This window comes from Comamonas piscis (assembly GCF_014109725.1).
GTDB classification, from domain to species: Bacteria; Pseudomonadota; Gammaproteobacteria; order Burkholderiales; family Burkholderiaceae_C; genus Comamonas; species Comamonas piscis.
Map to the genome: position 1 here is coordinate 1,938,390 of NZ_CP058554.1, position 21,978 is coordinate 1,960,367.

The window sequence follows — 21,978 nt, forward strand, 5'->3', positions numbered from 1 at the left end:
TCGCCAACTAGCGGTGGTGCGGAGCACCGCTGCCTCCTGCGCTGGGCAAGGGGCGCGGCGCTCGGCGGGCGCATCAGGCGGCAGGAATGGCGTTCTGGCCTGCTTGGGTGGCAGCGGGTTGCTGCGGCTGTGCCAGCGCTTGTGGCGCAGGGCTAGCCTGGGGCTTGTTCAGGGCGCGGGCAATGATGCCGGCGGGGCCCGTTTGCCACCAGTGGCGCACACCACGGCGTGGCTGGCCCATGGCCTGGGTGATGCGGTCCAGCAGAATGGCCAGAAGCACAATGCCCAAGCCGCCGACGGTAGCCAGGCCCATGTCCAGACGGCCAATACCGCGCAGCACCATCTGGCCCAAGCCGCCCACGGCGATCATCGAGGCGATCACCACCATCGACAGCGACAGCATCAGCGACTGGTTGATACCAGCCATGATCGAGGGCATGGACAGGGGCAGCTGCACCTTCCACAGCAATTGCATCGGCGAGGCGCCATAGGCGCGGCTGGCTTCGATCAAATCAGGGCGCACCTGGCGGATACCCAGGTTGGTCAGGCGCACCAGCGGCGGCAGCGCAAACACAATGGTCACCACCACGCCCGGCACATTGCCAATGCCGAACAGCATCACCACCGGCACCAGGTAGACAAAGGCCGGGGTGGTCTGCATGGCATCCAGCACTGGGCGGAAGAACTTCTGCGCACGGTCACTGCTGGCCAGCAGAATGCCCAGCGGCAGCCCGATGATGATGCAGAAGGCCAATGAGGTCAGCACCAGCGACAGGGTCACCATGGCCTCATGCCAGATGCCTAGCATGCCAATGATCAGCAGCGACACCACGGCCCCAATAGCCAGTGCGCCGCCGGCAAATTGCCAGGCGATCAGCGCGAGGATGGCCACCATGGCCACCATCGGAATGGCGGTCAGAAAATGCTCTACCCCCGTGAGCGTGCCGTCAATCGGCGCGCGCACGGTCTGGAAGAAGGGCCGAAAATTGGCCACGACCCAGGTCAGGCCGCTGTTGATCCAGTCCTGCACCGGCAGGCTGCCGTCCCAGAGCTGGCTCAGCTGAAAGCCGCTGTCATGGGCCGCTTGTGCATGCTGGGCGGCGGCTTGGGCCGCATCAGCGGTCTGGCCGACGGCATCGGGGCCACCCAGCCAGTCGGTATTGCCCGAGACATTGCCAACAGCCTGCCAGGGGTCATCGCTCACGGCAGCGGGTGCCGGGGTGCTGGCGGCGTCGGTGCTGGTCCATGCGGTGGCGGCACTCGAAGAGGTCGAGGCGGTATCTGCCCAAGGATCCGCAGCGGCAGTGTTCTGCGCGATGGTCATCGTGTTGTAGGTACTCATGCGGCACTCCTGTTGTCGTTGTTGTCCGTGTTGGCGGCTTCTGCGGCAGCGGCCTCGGTGGCCGCTTGCATGGCGATCACGGCAGGGTCGGTGGGGGGCACCGGCGGGGTGTCGCGGTCCAGGAAGCGCAGCAAGGTGTTCTTGCTGATGGCACCGACAAAGCGGCCATCGGCACGCAGCACCGGCAGCGGGCAGGGCGCTTGCGCGACCTGGCCAAACAGATCGGCAACCAGCGCGTCTTCGGCAATCGGCTCGACCTTGTCCAGGTAGGCATGCTGCAGACCCAGCGGGCCGACATGGCCCTTCAAGGCGTTGCGCAAGGATTCGATCGAGACGGTGCCCAGGTACTGCTTGCGGGGCGAGACGATATAGGCAAAGTCGCGGTCTTCGTCCTGCAGCAGCTGCATGGCGGCACGGGCACCGCGCTGGTCGCTTTCCTTGACGATGGTGATGCCTCGGCGCGCAATGTCGGCGGCCTTGAACACTGCCGCCGCGTCCACGCCCTGGATAAAGGCGCGCACATAGTCGTTGGCGGGGTTGCGCAGAATGTCGTCAGGCGTGCCGACCTGCTGGACCATGCCGTCCTTCATGATGGCGATGCGGTCGCCAATGCGCATGGCCTCGTCCAGATCGTGCGAGATAAAGACGATGGTGCGGCGCTTGATTTCCTGCAGGCGCATCAGCTCGGACTGCATCTCCGTGCGGATGATCGGGTCGAGTGCCGAGAAGGCCTCGTCCATCAGCAGGATCGAGGGATCAGACGCCAGCGCGCGGGCCAGGCCCACACGCTGCTGCATGCCACCAGACAGTTCATCGGGATAGCTGCCGCCCCAGCCGGCCAGTCCGACTTGCTCCAGCGCTTGCTCGGCAGCGCTCAGGCGCTCCTGGCGGTTCACGCCGGCCAGCTCCAGCCCGAAGGCGGTGTTCTCCACCACGGTCAGGTGCGGCATCAGTGCAAAGGACTGGAATACCATCGAGATATCTTTGCGGCGCAGCGCGCGCAGCTTGCTGTCGGACAGCTGGTTGATGTCCTGTCCATCGACGACGATGGCGCCGCTGGTGGGCTCGATCAGGCGGTTGAGCATGCGCACCAAGGTGGATTTGCCCGAGCCCGACAGGCCCATGACGACAAAGATCTCACCGGCTTCGATGGTGAAGTTGGCGTCAAACACGCCAATGGAGTTGCCGGTCTTCTCCATGACTTCTTGCTTGGTGGCGCCTTTGCGCACCAGTTCCAGTGCGGCTTTTGGGGAATCTCCGAACACCTTGAAAACGTGCTCGATACGGATTTGTTTGGCCATGATTGGCTCCTCCCTGAGTTGTAGTGGCTACAACGCTGAAGACGCCCTCGAAGGGCGTCGTCCAGCACGGGACCGTCATTTCTCAACCCTGATGCCGATAGCTGCGCCTGGCTGTCGAGGCGACAGCCATGGCAAGCCCTCGTGGGCGGGACACACAATGTGACCAACAATTTCTGCCTGTACCGGGCGTGCATGCCAGAAGCGCGGGGCTTCAGGGTCGAGCCAGGGACAGGGTCTCTCGTGCGCATTGAAACCCGATCGTTTCAATCACGCGAGCGCAGTGGGCACTGTAAGAAGGCCACCACGCCGGGGCATCAGGGCCGGGAACATTCCGGCCTGTTGACGGACTCTGGCCTGTTGCCAAAGACCCGACGGAGACGATCCGCATCTGTCAGAAAGACACGGATTACCTGCGTTGCAGGTTGTAAAACATTCGCTAAGTATACTTATTGGAAATATAGAAGTCAAAAAAAGCGGGTTTCATCCGGGCTAATTTGACTGCGCATCCGGCCATTTGCAGCAGTTGATTTCCGTGATGCTACTTTTTTTATAGCATCAAAAAACCAAATATGGTCGGATCAGGCGGTGCCGGTATTTGAACCGCATGATACATATAGTTTCAATTTGAGTTCTGGCTTGCGCCCGAAAAACCCTAATTTTAGCAATTGCGCTCCGATGCTGCGCCTTGCTGTATGAATGCCATCTTTTGGGGGTAAATACCTGCTGATAACTGAAATCCGTCGATGGCTTTGTAGGACTTTTCCGCAAGCGCCGGTCGCCATGCGTCCAAGAAAAAGCCCCGCTCAGGGCGGGGCTGGGATCTGGGCGACAGATGCGGCCGTATCAGTGGCTGTCTTTGTGCGCAGGGCCGATTGGGTGCAGGATGCGGTCCGTCCAGGCAATGGCCAAGGCAGACAGCAGGAAGACCACATGGATGATGGTCTGCCACATCAGCACCTTCTCGCTGTAATTGGGTGCATTGATAAAAGTCTTCAGAAGGTGAATGGAGCTGATGCCGATGATGGACAGGCCCAGCTTGACCTTGAGCACCGAGGCATTCACATGGCCCAGCCATTCAGGCTGGTCCGGGTGGCGGTTGAGGTGCATGCGGCTGACAAAGGTCTCGTAGCCGCCAACGATGACCATGATCAGCAGGTTGGAGATCATCACCACATCGATGAGGCCGAGCACCACCAGCATGATGATGGTTTCGTTGAGGGCGGTGATCTGGATATCGGGCGAATAGCCCACCGAGGTGACGAGGATGCGCAGCGCCGTTTCACTGCCAAAGGCAGCTTCGACCAGGTGCAGCAGCTCGACCAGGAAATGCCAGACATACACCAGCTGGGCGACGATCAAGCCAAGGTAGAGGGGAAGCTGCAGCCAGCGGCTGGCGAAAATCATGGCCGGCAAGGGGCGCAGAGGAGCGTTTTGAGGGAGAGACATGGTGGAGGGTGTAGTGGAGAGAGCGCCCTGCAGCAGGTTTGGAATGTATTGTTGGTCCGGCCAGTGCTGAGGTGGATGCCAGCTTGCCTGGGTGCTGGCTCAGCAAGTGCGGAAATGCAGCAAAAAAGAGCGTCGCGCATTGTAGCCAGCGGCCTGCGTCTGCAGTGTGGCGATTGGCAAAATTCCTCATGCGGCCAAAGCGGTTGGCGTTGGCTATCGGACGCGCTGGCGGGTGGCGCTGCGCTGTCAGACGCCTGTAAGTGCTGCGGTCCACAGTAGCAGCGATTTTCATACCTACAATGTTTGCAAAGGAGACAACCCATGACAGCCCCAGCCCAAGGAACGATTGAATCCGTTCTGGTCGAAAACCGCGTATTCCCCCCGCCCGCCAGCCTGTCGGCCACCGCCCGCGTTGGCAGCATGGAGGCCTACCAGGCGCTGTGCGCCGAGGCTGAATCCGACTTTGAAGGCTTTTGGGCCAACCGGGCCCGCGAGCATGTGCAGTGGACCAAGCCATTCACCGAAGTGCTGGACCAAAGCACCCCGCCGTTTTTCAAGTGGTTCCAGGATGGCGAGCTGAACGTCAGCGCCAACTGCCTGGACAAGCACATCGGCACGCCGGTCGAGAACAAGAACGCCATCATTTTTGAAGCCGACGACGGCCAGGTCAGCCAGATTACCTACCGCGAGCTGCTGGACCGTGTGGGCGCCTTTGCCAATGCGCTCAAGGCGCAGGGCGTGCAAAAGGGCGACCGGGTGCTGATCTACATGCCGATGACAGTCGAGGGCATTGTGGCCATGCAGGCCTGCGCGCGCATTGGTGCCACCCACTCGGTGGTCTTTGGTGGTTTCTCGGCCAAGGCGGTCAATGAGCGCGTGATCGATGCCGGCGCGGTGCTGATCATCACCGCCAACTTCCAGATGCGCGGCGGCAAGGAGCTGCCGCTGAAGGCGATTGTGGATGACGCTCTGGCGATGGGTGGCTGTGACACCGTCAAAAAGGTGCTGGTGTATGAGCGCACCCAGACGGCCTGGAACAAGGTGGAAGGCCGAGACCTGAGCTTTGGTGAGGCACTGGCCGGCCAGAGCAAGGACTGCGCGCCGGTGCCGGTCAACGCAGAGCACCCGCTCTTCATTCTGTACACCAGCGGCTCCACTGGCAAACCCAAGGGCGTACAGCACGCCAGTGGCGGTTATATCCTCTGGGCCAAGATGACGATGGAGTGGACCTTTGACCTCCAGTCCAACGATGTGTTCTGGTGTACCGCCGACATCGGCTGGATCACCGGCCACACCTATATTGCCTACGGCCCGCTGGCCGCTGGTGCCACCCAGGTGGTGTTTGAAGGCGTGCCGACCTTCCCGAACGCGGGCCGCTTCTGGCAGATGATCGAGCGCCATCGCGTCTCCATCTTCTACACCGCGCCAACGGCCATCCGCTCCTTGATCAAGGCCGCCGATTCGGATGACAAGGTACACCCGCGCAACTGGGACCTGAGCAGCTTGCGCATTTTGGGATCGGTGGGCGAGCCTATCAATCCCGAAGCCTGGATGTGGTACTACCGGAACATCGGCGGCGAGCGTTGCCCGATTGTGGATACCTTCTGGCAAACCGAAAACGGCGGCCATGTGATCACGCCGCTGCCAGGTGCCACCCCGCTGGTGCCGGGCTCTTGCACCTTGCCGCTGCCCGGCATCGTGGCGCAGATCGTGGACGAGACCGGCAAGGAGCTGCCTAACGGCACCGGCGGTATTTTGGTGATCAGCAAGCCCTGGCCGTCGATGATCCGCACGATCTGGAACGACCCCGAGCGCTTCAAGAAGGCCTATTTTCCCGAAGAAATGGGCGGCAGCATCTACCTGGCCGGCGACGGCGCGGTGCGCGATGCCAAGACCGGTTACTTCCGCATCACCGGGCGTATTGACGATGTGCTGAATGTCTCGGGCCACCGCATGGGCACGATGGAGATCGAATCGGCGCTGGTGTCCAAAACCGATCTGGTGGCCGAGGCCGCCGTGGTGGGCCGCCCCGATGACATGACGGGTGAGGCCATTTGCGCCTTTGTGGTGCTCAAGCGCTCGCGCCCCACCGGCGAGGAAGCCAAGCAGATTGCCAAGGAGCTGCGTGACTGGGTGGCCAAGGAGATCGGCCCGATCGCCAAGCCCAAGGACATCCGCTTTGGCGACAACCTGCCCAAGACCCGCTCGGGCAAGATCATGCGCCGCTTGCTGCGTTCGATTGCCAAGGGCGAGGCGATAACGCAGGACACGTCCACCCTGGAGAACCCGGCGATCCTCGACCAGTTGTCCGACACGCACTGATCGGCAAATGTCAACAAATGGCGCGCTGGGGTATCCCAGCGTGCCAACTTGTTGTTAAAGCTGAAGAAGCGCTGGAAAAGTGCCAGCATTGGCTGACAAGCCATCGCGCATGGACCGTGCTATGGTCTATGCGTTCTATTAATGCCATCAAATTCCACTATGCGCAGCATTCTTCTTCTCATCATCGCCGTGCTCATCGGCGGTCTGGCAGCCCTCAACTGGGAAGTGCTGTCCACGCCTTCCGAGGTCAATCTCGGTCTCACTACCATCCACGCCCCCTTGGGCGTGTTGATGCTGGCGCTGACGGTTCTGCTCTGCGTCATCTTCCTGGCGTATGTGCTGTCCTTGCAGGGCTCCGTGATGCTGGAAGCGCGCCGCCACAACAAAGAGATGACAGCCCAGCGCGAACTGGCCGACAAGGCTGAGGCATCGCGCTTTACCGAACTGCGCCAGGTGCTGGAGAGCCAGCATGCGGCTGGCCAATCGGTGCTGCTGGCCCGTCTGACGGAGCTGGAAACCCACCTGGTAGCCCGCGCGCAGGAGTCGGACAACAGTAATGCGGCCTATCTGGGCCAGATTGAGGATCGTATGCGTCACACTGAACCACCGCGCAACACCTTTTAAGAGCCGCACCCGCGCGGCCAGCAAAAAACCACCTCGCGAGGTGGTTTTTTGCTGTGATGGGCCGCCAGGCCCGACCTGCATGCGATGCGGTGCTTACTTGAGGGTCAGCACCCAGTCGGCCAGCTTCTTGGCATCGGCTTCGCTGACCTGGGTGTTGGCGGGCATGGGCACGGGACCCCAGACGCCGGCACTGCCTTTGATGATCTTCTGGGCCAGCATGTTGGAGGCTCCGGGCTGGCCGGCAAACTTGGCGCCAATATCTTTGAATGCGGGGCCCACCACTTTCTTGTCGACCGAATGGCAAGCCATGCAGTTCTTGGATTGGGCCAATGCCTGATCAGCCCACGCAGGTGCGCTGGCCGACAAGGCCAGTGCCGTGGCAATCAGAATACGGTTCATCGTGTTATCTCCTTAGCGCATGAGGTACATTAATTCTAATGGCTCGCTGCTTTGAACAAGTTCTTAGAACTGCGCCGATGCCAGGATGTTCCGCAAGTCAGAACACTTTACGTGCCCGATACCCAAGCGGCTCAGAGACCAAGAAGATGGAGTGACCATGTATTTTCTGATCCTGGGGATCATTCTGCTGCTGATGAAGCACCTGGAAATCGGCCCGGTGGCAGCCTGGTCCTGGACCATGGTGCTCGCTCCCTTTGGCTTGGCCGCCCTGTGGTGGGCCTGGGCCGACTGGTCGGGTTACACCAAACGCAAGGCGATGGAGCAGGAAGATCTGAAAAAGCAGCGCCGCCTGCAGAAGTCCAAGGAAGCGCTGGGCCAATCGGCCCGCAGGCGCCGCTAAGGCCGCCGCTGCCGCGCAGCAACCGCCTGGGGGCGGTTTTTTTCCATCCGCCCGCTGCCCCTACCGCCTTTACTGGCTGGAACCCGAGTGTCTCCGTCATTTGCCCGGCTGCGCCATAATCAGCGCTCACATCGGCGTGCACTCAAGAGGTTCTCGCCAACTTGCCCGCTGGCCCTGGCGTATATCCAGGCCCGCACTATGCAAGACAGGCCGCATTCTTATTGTTTACTGATTCGTCACCACGATGCCCGCATACCGTTCCAAAACCTCTACCGCCGGTCGCAACATGGCAGGTGCCCGCTCTTTGTGGCGTGCCACCGGCATGAAAGACGACGACTTCTCCAAGCCCATCATTGCGGTGGTGAACTCCTTTACCCAGTTCGTGCCAGGCCATGTGCACCTGAAGGACCTGGGCCAGCTCGTAGCCCGCGAGATCGAGGCTGCAGGTGGTGTTGCCAAGGAGTTCAACACCATTGCCGTCGATGATGGCATTGCGATGGGCCACGACGGCATGCTGTACTCGCTGCCCAGCCGCGAAGTGATTGCCGATTCGGTCGAATACATGGTCAACGCGCACTGTGCTGATGCCATGGTCTGCATCTCCAACTGTGACAAGATCACCCCCGGCATGCTGATGGCCGCGATGCGCCTGAACATCCCCGTGGTGTTTGTGTCCGGCGGCCCGATGGAAGCCGGCAAGGTGCGCCTGGCCGTGCCTGCCGCTGACGGCAGCAAGACCATCCAGATCAAGAAGCTTGATCTGGTCGATGCCATGGTGATGGCCGCTGACAGCAGTGTGAGCGATGCCGATGTGGCTGAAGTCGAGCGCTCGGCCTGCCCGACCTGCGGCTCCTGCTCGGGCATGTTCACCGCCAACTCGATGAACTGCCTGGCCGAAGCGCTGGGCCTGGCGCTGCCAGGCAATGGCACCGTGGTAGCGACCCACTCGGACCGCGAGCAACTCTTCAAGCGCGCAGGCCGTTTGATCGTGGACCTGGCCAAGCGCTACTACGAGCAAGACGAAGCCACCCTGCTGCCACGCGCAGTCGGTATCAAGGCGTTCGAGAACGCGATGACCCTGGACATCGCAATGGGCGGCTCGACCAACACCATCCTGCACCTGCTGGCGATCGCGCAAGAGGCGGAGATCGACTTCACGATGACCGACATCGACCGCATGTCGCGCACCGTGCCGCAGCTGTGCAAGGTGGCGCCCAATACCAACAAGTACCACATCGAAGACGTACACCGCGCAGGCGGCATCATGGCCATCCTGGGTGAGCTGGACCGCGCTGGCAAGCTGCACACCGATGCGCCCACCGTGCATGCCAAGACCATGAAGGACGCGCTGGACCAGTGGGACATCGTGCGCACCGAAGACGAGGCCGTGCGCACCTTCTACATGGCAGGCCCTGCCGGCATTCCCACCCAGGTGGCGTTCAGCCAAAGCACGCGCTGGCCCAGCCTGGATCTGGACCGCGCCGAAGGCTGCATCCGCTCCTACGAACACGCCTTCTCCAAAGAAGGTGGCCTGGCGGTGCTGCGCGGCAATATCGCGCTCGATGGCTGCGTGGTCAAGACCGCCGGTGTCGATGACTCGATCCTGGTGTTCGAGGGCTCGGCCCATGTGGTCGAATCGCAGGACGAAGCCGTGGAGAACATCCTGAGCGACAAGGTCAAGGCCGGTGATATCGTGATCGTGCGTTACGAAGGCCCCAAGGGCGGCCCCGGCATGCAAGAGATGCTCTACCCCACCAGCTACATCAAGTCCAAGGGCCTGGGCAAGTCCTGCGCGCTGCTGACCGATGGCCGCTTCTCCGGCGGTACCTCGGGCCTGTCGATTGGCCACTGCTCGCCCGAGGCGGCAGCAGGCGGTGCCATCGGCCTGGTGCAGAACGGCGACCGCATCTTGATCGACATCCCCAACCGCACTATCAATGCGCTGGTGAGCGACGAGGAGTTTGCCAAGCGCCGCGAAGCCCAGAATGCGCTGGGCTGGAAGCCTGCCAAACCCCGTCCGCGCAAGGTGTCTACCGCTTTGAAGGCCTACGCCAAGCTGGTGACCTCGGCCGACAAGGGCGCGGTGCGCGATATTTCGCTGCTGGACTGATTGCCTTGAGCCCAACGAACAACCGCCCCAGGCGCAGGCCCGGGGCGGTTTTTTGTCGCCCTGATTTACCAGTGCAGACAGATCTTGCCGAAGTGCTGTGCGCTGAGCTGGTGCGCAAAGGCATCGGCCATTTTCTCCAGCGGGTAGCGGCTGTCGATCACCGGGCGCAGCGGCAGGTGGTCCAGCGCGCGCACCAGGTCTTGCTGCTGCTCGCGGCTGCCGACGATCAGGCCCTGCAAGGTCTGCTGTTTGCGCATCAGCTCCACGGTAGGCACCTCGCCAGCAAAGCCGGTCAGCACGCCGATCAAAGCGATGTGGCCGCCGGGGGCGCAGGCACGGATGGACTGGGGCAGGGTGCCCGGGCCACCCACCTCTACGACGATATCGGCGCCGCGCCCGCCGGTGGCTTCCAGCACTGCATCGCCCCAGTTGGGTTGGTCGCGGTAGTTGATGACGGTGTCGGCACCCAGGGCGCGGAGGCGCTCGGCCTTGGCGGCGCTGGAGGTCGTCGCAATCACCTTGGCGCCCATCGCATGGGCCAGTTGCAACGCAAAGATCGATACCCCGCCAGTGCCCAACACCAGCACGGTTTGCCCGGCTTCGATGCGGCCGTCGACCACCAAGGCGCGCCAGGCCGTCAAGCCTGCGGTGGTCAGGGTGGCGGCTTCTTCATGGGTGTAGCCCTTGGGCGCATGGGTAAAGGCCGTGGCAGCCATCGTGACCTGCTCGCGTGCAAAGCCGTCCACGCCATCGCCCGGCACGGTGGCAAAGGTGGAGGGCACTTGCTTGCCGGATTGCCACAGCGGGAAAAAACAGGACACCACCGCATCACCGACCGCGAACTCGGTCACGCCTTCGCCGACGGCCATCACGACACCTGCGCCATCGGCCATCGGAATTCGGCCATCGGCGGTGGGGGAGCGGCCAGCCACAATGGCCAGGTCGTGGTAGTTGAGCGAGCTGGCATGCAGGCGCACCTGGATCTCTCCGGCGCGGGGCGCTGCGGGCGCTGGCAGGTCAACCAGTTGCAGGTGGTCCAGACCGCCGGGGGCGGCAACTTGAATGGCTTTCATGGAATTCCTCTTTCCTCAGTGGGTATCACAAGGCTGCACCACGCAGCCGCCAAGCCATCATGCGAGCCATCGCCCTAAAAAGCCAGAACCGACATATTTGTGGCCTAGTATTAAAAATGTAAGTAATGCATGGGTATGGGCTTGGCGCTAGGATCGGAGCGTTGTCGTCCGCCCCCGGAGAGTCTTATGAAACGCTTGAACAGCAAAAGTGGTTGTGCCGTGGAGGTCACCTTGTCCGTGATGGGCGGCACCTGGAAACCGATTGTGCTCTTCCACCTGATGCATGGCACCAAGCGCTTCAGCGCGCTGGCGCGCGCCATCCCCAATGTCACCCAGCGCATGCTGACCTTGCAGCTGCGCGAGCTGGAGGAGGCTGGTATCGTCGCGCGCACCGTGTATGCAGAAGTGCCCCCGCGTGTGGACTATGCGCTGACTGACCTGGGCCGCAGCCTGCAGCCGGTGCTGATAGCCATGCGCGACTGGGGCACAGATTATGCGCAGAGTCAGGGCATGCAGGATGAGGGGCCGGGTGTACAGGCAAGTTGCGCCGCTTAGCGATGGGCTGGCGCTGATCAGGCGCTCGGGAGGATAATTCCCGTCTCTGATTTTTAGCATTCACCTGCCATGATGTCCCGCAATCCATTTCTGCGCCCTATAGCGCTGCTGCCCGTTCTGGCCTGCCTGGGCATGGCATGGGCCGGCCATGCGCAGGCGCAGGCACTGGAGCGGCGCGGCTACCCCAGCCAGCCCATCAAGCTGGTGGTGCCGTTTGCACCCGGTGGCTCGACCGATATCGTGGCCCGCTTGATCGCTGAAGCGATGCGCGAGCCGCTGGGCCAGCCGGTGGTGGTGGAGAACAAGGCAGGCGCTGCGGGCCTGATTGGGGCGGAGGCAGTGGCCCGTGCCCAGTCCGATGGTTACACCATCGGTGTGGGGACGATCAGCACCTTGGCCGTCAATACCGTGATGCTCCAGTCCGTACGCCGCGATCCGCTTGAAGCGCTGGCACCGGTCATCGCGCTGGCGCAGATACCGTCGGTGTTCTCCACGCATCCCAGCCTGGGCGTGGCGGATCTGCAGGGCCTCGTGGCCACCTTGCGCGCCAAGCCCGACCACTACACGATCGGCTCGGCCGGCGTGGGCTCCATCGGCCACCTGATTGCCGAGGCGATGAACGAGACGCTAGGCGTGCGCCTGCGCCATATTCCCTACAAGGGCCAGGGGCCGGTGATCAACAGTGCCTTGTCGGGCGAGACCCAGGTGCTGAGTGACCAGTACCCCTCGTCCAGCAGCCTGGTGCAATCCGGGCGGCTGATCCCTTTTGCCGTGGCCGCGCCCCAGCGGTTGCCAGCGCTGCCTGATGTGCCCACCTTGGCCGAGGCGGGCTACCCGGCGCTCAACCGCTTGGCCATTACCTGGTTTGGCCTGGTGGCCCCTGCTGGCACGCCGCCCGCCGTCATCAATACCCTCAACCACGCCGCCCGCGATGCCATGCACCAACCTGCGGTGCAGGCGCGTCTGGAGCAGTTGGGTGTCGTGCCCATGGGCGGCAGTCCGCAGCAGTTTGCGCAGCTGATCAGCGACACGCGCACCCAGATCCAGCAGTTGGTGCAGCAGCGCAAACTGGTGCTGGACTGAGCTTTCTGAAAAGCGCAGGTAAAGCCTGATGTCTACCTTCCAAATCACTGGTGGTTTTTGGGGGCTTGATCTACAATCCGGCCAGCTTTTTTATCAGGAGTAACCCTGTGGACTTACCGAGTTGTTGGCCAGCGGCCAACCGACCACAGGCAAGGTAATCGCAAACGCCCCAGCTTTGCGCGCTGCCTTGCCGAACCAGGCGGGCAGCTGTTAGGCGCCGTAGTTTCTTTTAGACAGACCTACGCACCCAACGCATCCCATTTCGATCTTCCAGTCTTGCCCCGTGGCGAGCGCCTTTGGAGCGCGCCGCCATGCCGGGTGTGGGAGCTTTTCATGACACTGCGTATGTCTTCGATGGCCCTCTTGCGCGCACTGCGACGCAAGGCTGCGCCATGGGCTGTTACGCCTTGCTGCGGCCTGGGCTCGCCCCGCCGCATGGCACACCAGCTCGCGCCGATGCTGCGCCGCCGCGCCCCGATGGGCAAGGGCGCTGCGCATTCCTCTTCGGCATCGGCTGCGTTGGACCCCTTCAGTCGCTGATCTCTCTTCTGTCCGATGTGCAGGCTTGCGGCCGCGATACTGCGGCATGCGGCTGCACGCCTGTGTTGATTGCAGATGCCATGCGGCGCGGCTGAGTCGCGCCCGTGGCAGGGAGATAGGTCATGTTGCACCTGCTGAAAAATGGATTCGTCAACTTTTTGCGCTCACGCCACTGGGGCGTGCATTTCCGCCGCTTGCCCATGTTGGAGCAACTGGCGAGCACACCGGTGGATGCCGGCATTTCCAAGGCCATGGGTGAGCGGCTGCGGGATGCGGCCCATGCCGCTGAACCCGCATTGCTGCAAAGCCTGAACACCAGCCGTCAAGGCCTGGACGATGTGCAGGTGCAGCAAGCCCGTGCGCAGGCCGGCTGGAACAGCATCTCGCAGGACAAGCCCATGTCCCGCAGCGAGCACTTGTGGCTGTGCTTTCGCACGCCGTTCAACCTGCTGCTGACGGTGTTGGCCATCGTCTCCTGGATGACGGGCGATGCCAAGGCCACGGCGGTGATTGGCAGCATGGTGGCGCTGGCCACCGGCCTGCGCTTTTGGCAGGAAGGCCGCGCCAACAAGGCCGCTGCTGGCCTGCAGGCCATGGTCTCCAACACCGCAGCCGTGCTGCGCCGCACCGTACAGGATGAGGAAGCCCGAGAGCTGGATGCGCCGCCATCGCGCCTGTCTGCGCTGCAGGCCATGCGCGAACTGCCGGTGCGCGAGCTGGTGCCGGGCGACATCATCCAGCTGGCTGCTGGCGACATGGTGCCCGCCGACTGCCGCCTGCTGACCGCCAAGGACCTGTTTCTGGCGCAATCGGCGATGACCGGTGAATCCATGCCGGTGGAGAAATTTGCCCAGCTGCCCGATGCGGCCCAGCACAACCCGGTGGAGCTGTGCAACCTGGTGTTCATGGGCACGAACGTGGTCTCGGGTGCTGGCCTGGCCGTGGTGCTGACCACCGGCAACCAAAGCTACCTGGGTGCGCTGGCCGGCAAGGTCTCGGCGATGGACCGCAGCCCCACCGCGTTCCAGATGGGCGTCAACAAGGTCAGCTGGGTGCTCATCCGTTTCATGCTGGTGATGGTGCCGCTGGTCTTGCTGATCAATGGCCTGACCAAGGGAGACTGGACCGAGGCCCTGCTGTTTGCGCTGTCGGTGGCGGTCGGCCTGACGCCCGAGATGCTGCCGATGATCGTGACCGCTACCCTGGCCAAGGGTGCGGTGTTTCTGTCGCGCAAGCAAGTGATCGTCAAGCACCTGGACGCCATCCAGAACTTTGGCGCGATGGATGTGCTGTGCACCGACAAGACGGGCACCTTGACCGAGGACCGGATCTCGGTTGAGCGCCACCTCGATGCCTGGGGCGATGTCTCGCAACCGGTGCTGGACCTGGCCTATCTGAACAGCTACTACCAGACGGGGCTCAAGAGCCTGCTGGATGTGGCCGTGCTCGCCCATGCCGAGCGCGCATCGCTGGTCGATGCCTATGCCAAGGTCGATGAAGTGCCGTTTGATTTTGTGCGCCGGCGCATGTCGGTGGTGGTGCGTGACAGCGCCGGGGCCGGCAAGATCATCACCAAGGGCGCGGTTGAGGAGATTTTGCAAGTGAGCAGCTCGGTGCAAGCCGCCGCTGGTGTGCTGGATCTCGACGCGGGCCTGCGCCAGCGCATTGTGGCGACGGCCGAGGCGCTCAATGCCCAGGGGCTGCGCGTGGTGGCTGTGGCCACCCGCGATACACCAGCGGGCCAAAGCAACTTTGGTGTGGCCGATGAGGCCGGCCTGGTGCTCTGCGGCTTTCTGGCCTTTGTCGACCCACCCAAGGAAAGCGCTGCGCCCGCATTGCAGGCGCTGGCACGACATGGCGTGCAGACCAAGGTGCTCACCGGCGACAACGCCGCCGTGACCGCCAAGGTCTGCCAGCAAGTGGGCATCACCGAGCAGGTCATCGTGCTGGGCGGTGAGATCGAGCAGATGGATGACCAGCGGCTGGCCCAGGTGGTCGAAGAAGCCAATATCTTTGCCAAGCTGAGCCCCGCGCACAAGGAGCGCATCGTGCGCATGCTCAAGGCCAATGGCCATGTGGTGGGCTTCATGGGCGATGGCATCAACGATGCCGCAGCGCTGCGCACGGCCGATATCGGCATCTCGGTGGATACCGCCGTCGATGTGGCCAAGGAGGCCGCTGACATCATCTTGCTGGACAAGAGCCTGATGGTGCTGGACCAGGGCGTGCAGGAAGGGCGCCGCACCTTCGCCAATATGCTCAAGTACATCAAGATGACGGCGAGCTCGAACTTTGGCAATGTGTTCTCGGTGTTGATTGCCAGTGCTTTTATTCCGTTTTTGCCGATGCTGCCGATGCAGCTGCTGGTGCAGAACCTGGTGTATGACTTCTCGCAGGCGGCCATTCCGTTTGACCATGTGGACGCTGAACTGCTGACCCAGCCCCAGCGCTGGAACCCGGCCGATGTGGGCCGCTTCATGCTGTTCTTTGGGCCCATCAGCTCCATCTTCGATATCACGACCTTTGTCGTGATGTGGAAGGTATTTGGCGCCAATACGCCCGAGCGCCAGGCGCTGTTCCAGTCCGGCTGGTTTGTCGTGGGCCTGCTTACCCAGTCGCTGATCGTGCACATGATCCGCACCAAGCGCATTCCGTTTATCCAGAGCCGGGCGGCCTGGCCCGTAGGCCTGATGACCCTGGTGGTGGTGGCCATTGGCATCTACCTGCCCATGGGTGCGCTTGCCCCGTATTTCAAGCTTGTGCCGCTGCCAGGCATGTACTTTGTGTTCTTGGTCACCGTGTTGCTGGCCTATATGGGTCTTACGCAGGTCATGAAAAAGTGGTACATCCGTCGCTACGACTGGCAATAGTCAGCGACACCATCCATACATATATGCCATAGGAGGGCGCAATGCTCGAAGCGCTGAACTACACCCAGCTGAACTCGCTGATCAATACGGCCATCAGCCTGGTAACTGCCTTTGTCCTAGGCGCCGTGATTGGCCTGGAACGCCAATACCGCCAGCGCACCGCCGGGCTGCGCACCAATGTGCTGGTCGCCGTGGGTGCGGCCATCTTTGTCGACAGTGCGAATACCATCGCAGGGCCCGACGGTGCCGTGCGCGTGATGGCCTATGTGGTCTCGGGGATCGGCTTCTTGGGTGCCGGCGTCATCATGCGCGAAGAGGGCAATGTGCGCGGGCTGAACACCGCCGCCACCTTGTGGGGCTCGGCGGCCGTGGGGGCTGCGGCGGGTGCCGATCTGATTGTGCAGGCAGCCTTGGGTACCGTGCTGGTGCTGGCGGCCAATACCTTGCTGCGGCCGCTCGTCAATGCCATCAACCGCAAGCCGCTGGATGTGGCCTCCACCGAGATGACCAATGCCGTGTTTGTGGTGGCCGAACGCCTGCACCAACGGCTGGCGTTGGCCATGCTGCAGGATGTGCTGGAGCGCGGTGGCTACCCGCCCGGTGATATCGACATCCAGCCTTTTGGCGAGGCGGAGGTCGTCATCGAGGCGACCTTGGCCGCCCAATCGGTGGAGGGGGATGAGCTGGATGCGATGGTGCAGCAGCTGGCGGCCAAGCCGGGCGTGCGCCAGGCGTTCTGGAGCCCCAGCACGAGGGACTAAGACCCGGCTTTAGCCTTCAAACGCAAAGCCCACGCCGTAGATGGAGCGGATGCAGTCTGCATCGTCACCCATCACGGTGCGCAGCTTTTTGCGCAGGTTTTTGATGTGGCTGTCGATCGCCCGGTCGCTCACCTCCAGCGCATCGGCATAGGCCAGATCCAGCAGCTGGCTGCGGGGGTAGATCTTGCCGGGATGGCGCTGCAGGATGTGCAGCAGCGCGAACTCGCGCCGCGTCAGTCCCAGGTCCTGGCCGCGCCAGCTGGCCTGGCAGGTGGTTTCGTCGATCTGCCAGTCGCTGAGGGCAGGGTGGTCCGCTGCGCCAGCAGCCGGCTGGGCATGGCGGCGCAAGATGACCTTGACGCGGGCAATCAGCTCGCGCGGCGAGAAAGGCTTGCAGATGTAGTCATCGGCGCCCATCTCCAGGCCCACGAGTCGGTCTACTTCTTCCACCTTGGCCGTCAGGCAGATGACGGGGCAGAGATTGCGGGCGCGGCATTCGCGCAGAATGCTCAGGCCGTCGGTGCCGGGCAGCATCAGATCGAGAATGGCCAGCTGCGGCGGGCGCGTACGCAGCGCCGCCATGGCCTGGCTGCCATCGGCGAAATGCTCGACCTCATAGCCTGCATGGTGCAGGTAGTCGATCACGACCGAGGCGATATCAGCCTCGTCTTCGGCATACAGAATGCGGGGTTTGGCGGTGTTCATGCGGCAGGGTCTATCAAGGGCAGTATCAGGGTGAGGCGCAGGCCGCCCAACGGCGAGATCGAGGCCTGCAATTGTCCGCCATGGGCGTGCACAATGCTTTTGCAAATGGCAAGCCCCAGGCCGGAGCCACCACTGGCGCGGCTGCGCGAGGTTTCTACGCGGTAAAAGCGTTCAAAAATGCGGGGCAGTTCCGCAGGCGGTACAGAGGGACTGCTGTCATCCAGGTGCAGCTCCAGCCAGCGCTGGCCCGATTCCGGCGCCGGCCCATGCAGGCTGGCGCTGATGCTGACCCGGCCGGGCGCATCGGTGTAGCGCAGGCTGTTTTCCAGAATATTGCTCAGCACCTGGTGCAACTGCTGGGCGTTGCCCTGCACCCAGGCAGGCGGCAGCGCGGCGAGCAGCCCATGCGCTGTAGGCAAGCTGATGCCGGCCTGGCTGAAGCGGATCTGTACGGCTTCCACCGCCTCTATGGTCAGCACCCGCATGTCCAGTGCGTGCGCGGCGGCGGGCAAATGGGCGGTCAGTTGCAGCGCAGGCGCCGCTTCGGGTGCGTGCACCACCAGGGCCGTCGGGATGGTGGCGCGCATGTCGCCCACCAACTGCGTCAGTCGCAGAATCTGGCGGTGCAGGCGGGCGGCGGTTTGTGCGTCAAAGTGGCGGATGCCATCTTGTACCGCCTCGATCTCGGCCCGCACTGCTGCCAGGGGCGTCCGCAGTTCATGGGCCACCTGGGTCAGCCATTCATGCTGCTGCGCTTGGGCCTGCGAGAGCTGCTCGGCCATATGGTTGTAGCGGTCGGCCAGTTGGCCCAGCTCATCATGGCCGGCAATCGCAATACGGTAGTCGAGCTGGCCGCTGGCAAAGGCCTTGGCGCCCTGGCTCAGCGCCTCAATGGGCCGGATCCAGCGCCGGCTCAGCCACCAGGACAGCGCGCCGGCCAGCAGCAGGCCTAGCAGGCCGGTGATGGCCAGAAACACCAGATGCTCCTTCAAGAACGCATTGTCGATCTGGTTCTTCAGGTCTTCGGGCTGGTTTAGGGTCAGGGTGCCAATCAGCATGTGCTGGCTGTCAAACAGCGGGTTGGTGGCGCTGCCGGCGGTGGGCGCGACACCGGCGATCAGCTTGCCTTGGTTGTCGAGCAGACCCAGGCGCTGGGACAGAGGATGGCGTTCGATGGGGCGCAGCTGCTGGGTCAGCATGGGGCCGATCGTGGCGCGGCGTGGCGCCTCGGTCTCTGCCGGGGGCGAGACGGGCACGGCTGCCTGGCTGCCAAAGCGGGTCAGCGCATTCCAACGTTCCGGGTTCAGGGATGACCAATGCGGGTCCTTGGCATACTCGCGCCGCAGTTGGCTTTCCAGGTATTCCAGACGTCCCAGCTCGATCTGCGCGACATAGCCGCCCAGACCGCGCTGCAGGCTCCAGTAAGAGAAACCGGTAAAGCACAGCAGCAAACCCAGTAGCAGCAGCACCATGGCCAGCAGCACCCGGGTTTGCAAGCGGGTGAAACGAAACAGCTGAAGGCGGGAGGTGGTCACAGAGGGCTGGGGCGCAATGGAGGGGTTGGGTACATGGCAAAACGGGCAGGCTCAATGCCTGCCCGGCTATTCTCTTACACAGTGCGTGGGTGTGTAAAAGTGTTGCTTGATCGGGGCGCGGTCAAAGTGCCGTCAAGGCCCGATGGTGGCGCCGCGCTGGGCGACCAGTTGCTTGCCCAGCACGCGGCAGGTAGCCTTGGCCTTCTTGCCGTCGTCCAGCGTCAGTTGCACGCTATCGCCTGCCTTCTTGCCTTGGCAGGCCTCAATGGCCTGCTTGGAGGGCGCCGGCTTGGCGGGAGTGGCGGCGTAGGCCTGGGCGGTGGCGATCCAGAGCGCAGCAGTCACGGCGGTGCTGCACAGCAGACGGTGGCGAAGTGTTGGAGAACTCATGGCATTCCTTGTGTAAAAAGAGGCTCTGCGGCCAGGCCGCGATCTGGTGTGGGACAGATAGAAGCGGGTGAAACAGAGAAACTGGAGTGTGTTTACGCCTCTCCGCAGAGCCCATGACTGAACTATAGAAGCCAAATGTGGAGGAACTTGGGTTGGCTTTGTGGCAGGTGTGACGAAGCGAAAACCGCATGCGTATTGGGTCTGCGCGGGTTTTTGCGCCTCTTCAGGCCGCAAACTTATGCAAAGTGGTTGCGGTGGCTACGTTTCAGGGCTGCAAGGCCGATGGCCTGGAGTCGTCCGGCAGCGGACGTCGTGCCGCCACACGCTGGACGACCCGATCCGGAGCCTGCAGCAGACCTTCTTCATAGGCAATGACCGACCAGCCGGCACAGACTTGCAGCAGCTCGCCTGGTTGCAGCAAAAAGTCGGGCCGTGAAGGTTTGCCATAGGCTGCATTGCCCAGCGCAAAGGTCTCATACAGCAGCAAGCCGCCGGGCGCCACACTGCCTAGTATTTGCGGCCACAGCGGACGCCAGAGGTAGTTGGTGACGACCACCGCATCAAACACCCGGCCTTCCAGCGGCCAGGGCCCGTTTTCGATATCGGCCAGCAGCCATTCGCCTGCGCCTTCCGCTTGGAGGGTTTGCAAGGCCGCATTGTCACGGTCTACGCCGGTGACATGCAGGCCCTGGGCCTGCAGGTAGCGGGCATGCCGACCGGAGCCGCAGGCCAGGTCGAGCACCTTGCCGCCAGTGGGAATCAGCGGGGAAAAGCGGGAAATCCAGGGAGAAGGCGAGGCGCTGGGAGACATGACGTGGCAGAGGCTAAAGGGGCTAGAAGCAAGCCCAGACATGGTCGGCCATCTGCACCATAAAAGCAGGCTGGGTGTAGAGCATGAACACCAGGCCCAGCAGCACCAGCACCAGCAGCCACAGGGCAGCACGCTGCCAGCCGCGCAGTGGCGCAGGGCTGGTGGGCGGTGGGGGAGAGTGTTGCATTAAACGGTCCGTCTTCAAGCGGCCAGCGGCAGGCGCTGCACCGGCTCTTCTTTCACTGGCAGGTTGACCAGGCCGGCAAACACGCCCAGCCCAATGGCCACATACCAGACGACATCATAGCTGCCGGTATGGTCATAGAGGTAGCCGCCCAGCCAGATGCCCAGGAAGCTGCCGATCTGGTGGCTGAAGAACACAAAGCCGCTGAGCATGGACAGATGCTGCACGCCAAAGATCTGCGCAATCGCGCCATTGGTGAGCGGCACGGTGGAGAGCCACAAAAAGCCCATCACCGCGGCAAATACATAGACTGACCAGGGCGACAGGGGCACCAGCAGAAACACCACAATCGCAATGGCACGGATAAAGTAAATGCCCGACAGCAGGTAGCGCTTGGCCATGCGCTGGCCCAAGGTGCCGGCCAGGTAGGTGCCAAAGATATTGAACAGGCCAATCAGCGCCAGCGAGTAGCTGGCCACATGGGGCGGCAGGCCAAAATCCTTGAGGTAGCTGGGCATGTGCACGCCGATGAACATGACCTGGAAACCGCAGACAAAATAGCCGGCCGTCAGCAGCAAAAAACTGGGGTTGCGGAAGGCCTCGGCCACCGCCTGGGCAATGGTCTGTTGCTGGCCGCCGGCCGCACTGCGCTTCAATGCATGGAAGTTAGGCTCGCGTAACGCAAAGGCCAGCGGCACGATGGTGAGCACCAGCACCGCACAGACCAGCAGTGCGTTCTGCCAGCCCAGGCTGGCAATCAGCTGGCCCTCCACCGGCACCATGAAGAACTGGCCAAAGGAGCCCGCAGCCGCGGCCACCCCCATCGCCCAAGACCGTTTCTCGGCCGGCAACTGGCGCCCGATCACGCCATAGATCACCGCATAGGTGGTGCCCGTTTGCGCCATGCCAATCAGCAGGCCAGCGGTGAGCGTAAAGATGAGGGTGTTGGGTGCCCAGGCCATGCCGGCCAGCCCGAGTGCATACAGCAGTGCGCCAAAAACCAGCACCTTGCTGGCGCCAAAGCGGTCGGCCAGCATGCCGGTAAAGATGCCAATCAAGCCCCAGCTGAGGTTTTGCACCGCCAGTGCCAACGCAAAGGACTCGCGGGTCCACCCCATTTCCTGCGTGATGGGCTGCAGCCAGAGGCCAAAACCGTGGCGGATGCCCATGGACAGGGTGACCACCGCGCCGCCGCACAGCAGGACGCGGGCCATTGACAATCGTTGTGCGTTGTTTTGCATAGTCAGGGGGTGTGTCTCGTTATCCCGAAATTGTTACTTGAATGCAGGAAACCGGCTGTCGCCCGCATATTTCCCAGCGCGCGGCCAAGCCCATTGCAAGGTTTAGAACCGCTAACACAAGCCTTGAGACGTCGTTGCCTAGCCGGCCGCCTCAAGCCTTGCCGTACGCCTGTACTGTCTGCGGCTTGATGCCTCGCCTCAACCGCAAACCTTCGGTTTGCTGGGTCGTTTTAGCGGCTCTTAGTGCAGGAGCGTCGCAAAACGTCAACAACTTCCACCTGTTTAT

General features: G+C 62.7%; 20 protein-coding genes. 9 read left to right on the top strand and 11 right to left on the bottom strand.

What is annotated here, in order from left to right; all coding sequences use genetic code 11:
- Positions 1 to 73 precede the first annotated feature (73 nt).
- The 3 genes from proW to HS961_RS08635 all read right to left on the bottom strand — a co-directional run bounded on the left by proW (position 74) and on the right by HS961_RS08635 (position 4,089).
- Positions 74 to 1,342, bottom strand: coding sequence for a glycine betaine/L-proline ABC transporter permease ProW (gene proW, locus HS961_RS08625; protein ID WP_182327308.1), 1,269 nt, complete (start codon positions 1,340 to 1,342; stop codon positions 74 to 76).
- On the bottom strand, positions 1,339 to 2,643 hold the full coding sequence (gene proV, locus HS961_RS08630) for a glycine betaine/L-proline ABC transporter ATP-binding protein ProV (protein ID WP_182327309.1): 1,305 nt from the start codon (positions 2,641 to 2,643) through the stop codon (positions 1,339 to 1,341). Before proV ends, proW begins: the two co-directional genes overlap by 4 nt.
- Before the next feature lie 843 nt (positions 2,644 to 3,486).
- Positions 3,487 to 4,089, bottom strand: coding sequence for a TIGR00645 family protein (locus tag HS961_RS08635; RefSeq protein ID WP_182327310.1), 603 nt, complete (start codon positions 4,087 to 4,089; stop codon positions 3,487 to 3,489).
- 321 nt (positions 4,090 to 4,410) lie between these two features.
- Here HS961_RS08635 and acs point away from each other — a divergent pair, with 321 nt between their 5' ends.
- Positions 4,411 to 6,411, top strand: a complete 2,001-nt coding sequence (gene acs, locus HS961_RS08640) for an acetate--CoA ligase (protein ID WP_182327311.1) — start codon at positions 4,411 to 4,413, stop codon at positions 6,409 to 6,411.
- 159 nt (positions 6,412 to 6,570) lie between these two features.
- Positions 6,571 to 7,035 carry a LapA family protein gene (locus HS961_RS08645; RefSeq protein ID WP_182327312.1) on the top strand — a complete coding sequence of 155 codons (465 nt, stop codon included), beginning with the start codon at positions 6,571 to 6,573 and terminating at the stop codon, positions 7,033 to 7,035.
- 93 nt (positions 7,036 to 7,128) lie between these two features.
- On the opposite strand, the gene HS961_RS08650 is transcribed toward HS961_RS08645, so the two are convergent.
- On the bottom strand, positions 7,129 to 7,434 hold the full coding sequence (locus tag HS961_RS08650) for a c-type cytochrome (protein ID WP_021027702.1): 306 nt from the start codon (positions 7,432 to 7,434) through the stop codon (positions 7,129 to 7,131).
- 157 nt (positions 7,435 to 7,591) lie between these two features.
- On the opposite strand from HS961_RS08650, the gene HS961_RS08655 reads away from it, so the two are divergent.
- Together HS961_RS08655 and ilvD are read left to right on the top strand one after the other, a co-directional pair.
- Positions 7,592 to 7,834: a TIGR04438 family Trp-rich protein gene (locus HS961_RS08655; protein ID WP_182327313.1), complete on the top strand. Its 243-nt coding sequence runs from the start codon at positions 7,592 to 7,594 to the stop codon at positions 7,832 to 7,834.
- Positions 7,835 to 8,078: 244 nt separating this feature from the next.
- Positions 8,079 to 9,944: a dihydroxy-acid dehydratase gene (gene ilvD / locus HS961_RS08660; RefSeq protein ID WP_182327314.1), complete on the top strand. Its 1,866-nt coding sequence runs from the start codon at positions 8,079 to 8,081 to the stop codon at positions 9,942 to 9,944.
- A gap of 65 nt (positions 9,945 to 10,009) precedes the next feature.
- Here ilvD and HS961_RS08665 read toward each other — a convergent pair whose 3' ends face one another.
- Positions 10,010 to 11,017: a zinc-dependent alcohol dehydrogenase family protein gene (locus HS961_RS08665; protein ID WP_182327315.1), complete on the bottom strand. Its 1,008-nt coding sequence runs from the start codon at positions 11,015 to 11,017 to the stop codon at positions 10,010 to 10,012.
- Between the two features lie 186 nt (positions 11,018 to 11,203).
- Here HS961_RS08665 and HS961_RS08670 point away from each other — a divergent pair, with 186 nt between their 5' ends.
- From HS961_RS08670 to HS961_RS08690, 5 genes are all read left to right on the top strand, one after another.
- A complete protein-coding gene (locus tag HS961_RS08670; RefSeq protein ID WP_182327316.1) occupies positions 11,204 to 11,572 on the top strand; it encodes a winged helix-turn-helix transcriptional regulator in 369 nt (122 codons plus the stop codon).
- 69 nt (positions 11,573 to 11,641) lie between these two features.
- On the top strand, positions 11,642 to 12,655 hold the full coding sequence (locus HS961_RS08675; protein WP_238347840.1) for a Bug family tripartite tricarboxylate transporter substrate binding protein: 1,014 nt from the start codon (positions 11,642 to 11,644) through the stop codon (positions 12,653 to 12,655).
- A gap of 333 nt (positions 12,656 to 12,988) precedes the next feature.
- Complete coding sequence (locus tag HS961_RS08680) at positions 12,989 to 13,195, top strand: hypothetical protein (protein ID WP_182327317.1); 207 nt, start codon at positions 12,989 to 12,991, stop codon at positions 13,193 to 13,195.
- Positions 13,196 to 13,317: 122 nt separating this feature from the next.
- Entirely contained in the window at positions 13,318 to 16,065 is a 2,748-nt protein-coding gene (mgtA, locus tag HS961_RS08685; RefSeq protein WP_182327318.1) for a magnesium-translocating P-type ATPase, read from the top strand.
- A gap of 41 nt (positions 16,066 to 16,106) precedes the next feature.
- Positions 16,107 to 16,826, top strand: a complete 720-nt coding sequence (locus tag HS961_RS08690; RefSeq protein ID WP_182327319.1) for an MgtC/SapB family protein — start codon at positions 16,107 to 16,109, stop codon at positions 16,824 to 16,826.
- A 9-nt stretch (positions 16,827 to 16,835) separates the two neighbouring features.
- Here HS961_RS08690 and HS961_RS08695 read toward each other — a convergent pair whose 3' ends face one another.
- The 6 genes from HS961_RS08695 to HS961_RS08720 all read right to left on the bottom strand — a co-directional run bounded on the left by HS961_RS08695 (position 16,836) and on the right by HS961_RS08720 (position 21,665).
- Positions 16,836 to 17,531, bottom strand: coding sequence for a response regulator (locus HS961_RS08695; RefSeq protein ID WP_182327320.1), 696 nt, complete (start codon positions 17,529 to 17,531; stop codon positions 16,836 to 16,838).
- A complete protein-coding gene (locus HS961_RS08700) occupies positions 17,528 to 19,066 on the bottom strand; it encodes an ATP-binding protein (protein WP_238347842.1) in 1,539 nt (512 codons plus the stop codon). Before HS961_RS08700 ends, HS961_RS08695 begins: the two co-directional genes overlap by 4 nt.
- A gap of 132 nt (positions 19,067 to 19,198) precedes the next feature.
- Positions 19,199 to 19,456 carry a hypothetical protein gene (locus HS961_RS08705; protein WP_182327321.1) on the bottom strand — a complete coding sequence of 86 codons (258 nt, stop codon included), beginning with the start codon at positions 19,454 to 19,456 and terminating at the stop codon, positions 19,199 to 19,201.
- 265 nt (positions 19,457 to 19,721) lie between these two features.
- Positions 19,722 to 20,267, bottom strand: a complete 546-nt coding sequence (locus HS961_RS08710; protein WP_182327322.1) for a class I SAM-dependent methyltransferase — start codon at positions 20,265 to 20,267, stop codon at positions 19,722 to 19,724.
- A 22-nt stretch (positions 20,268 to 20,289) separates the two neighbouring features.
- On the bottom strand, positions 20,290 to 20,454 hold the full coding sequence (locus tag HS961_RS08715) for a hypothetical protein (RefSeq protein ID WP_182327323.1): 165 nt from the start codon (positions 20,452 to 20,454) through the stop codon (positions 20,290 to 20,292).
- 14 nt (positions 20,455 to 20,468) lie between these two features.
- A complete protein-coding gene (locus HS961_RS08720; protein ID WP_182327324.1) occupies positions 20,469 to 21,665 on the bottom strand; it encodes an MFS transporter in 1,197 nt (398 codons plus the stop codon).
- Between the last annotated feature and the right edge of the window lie 313 nt (positions 21,666 to 21,978).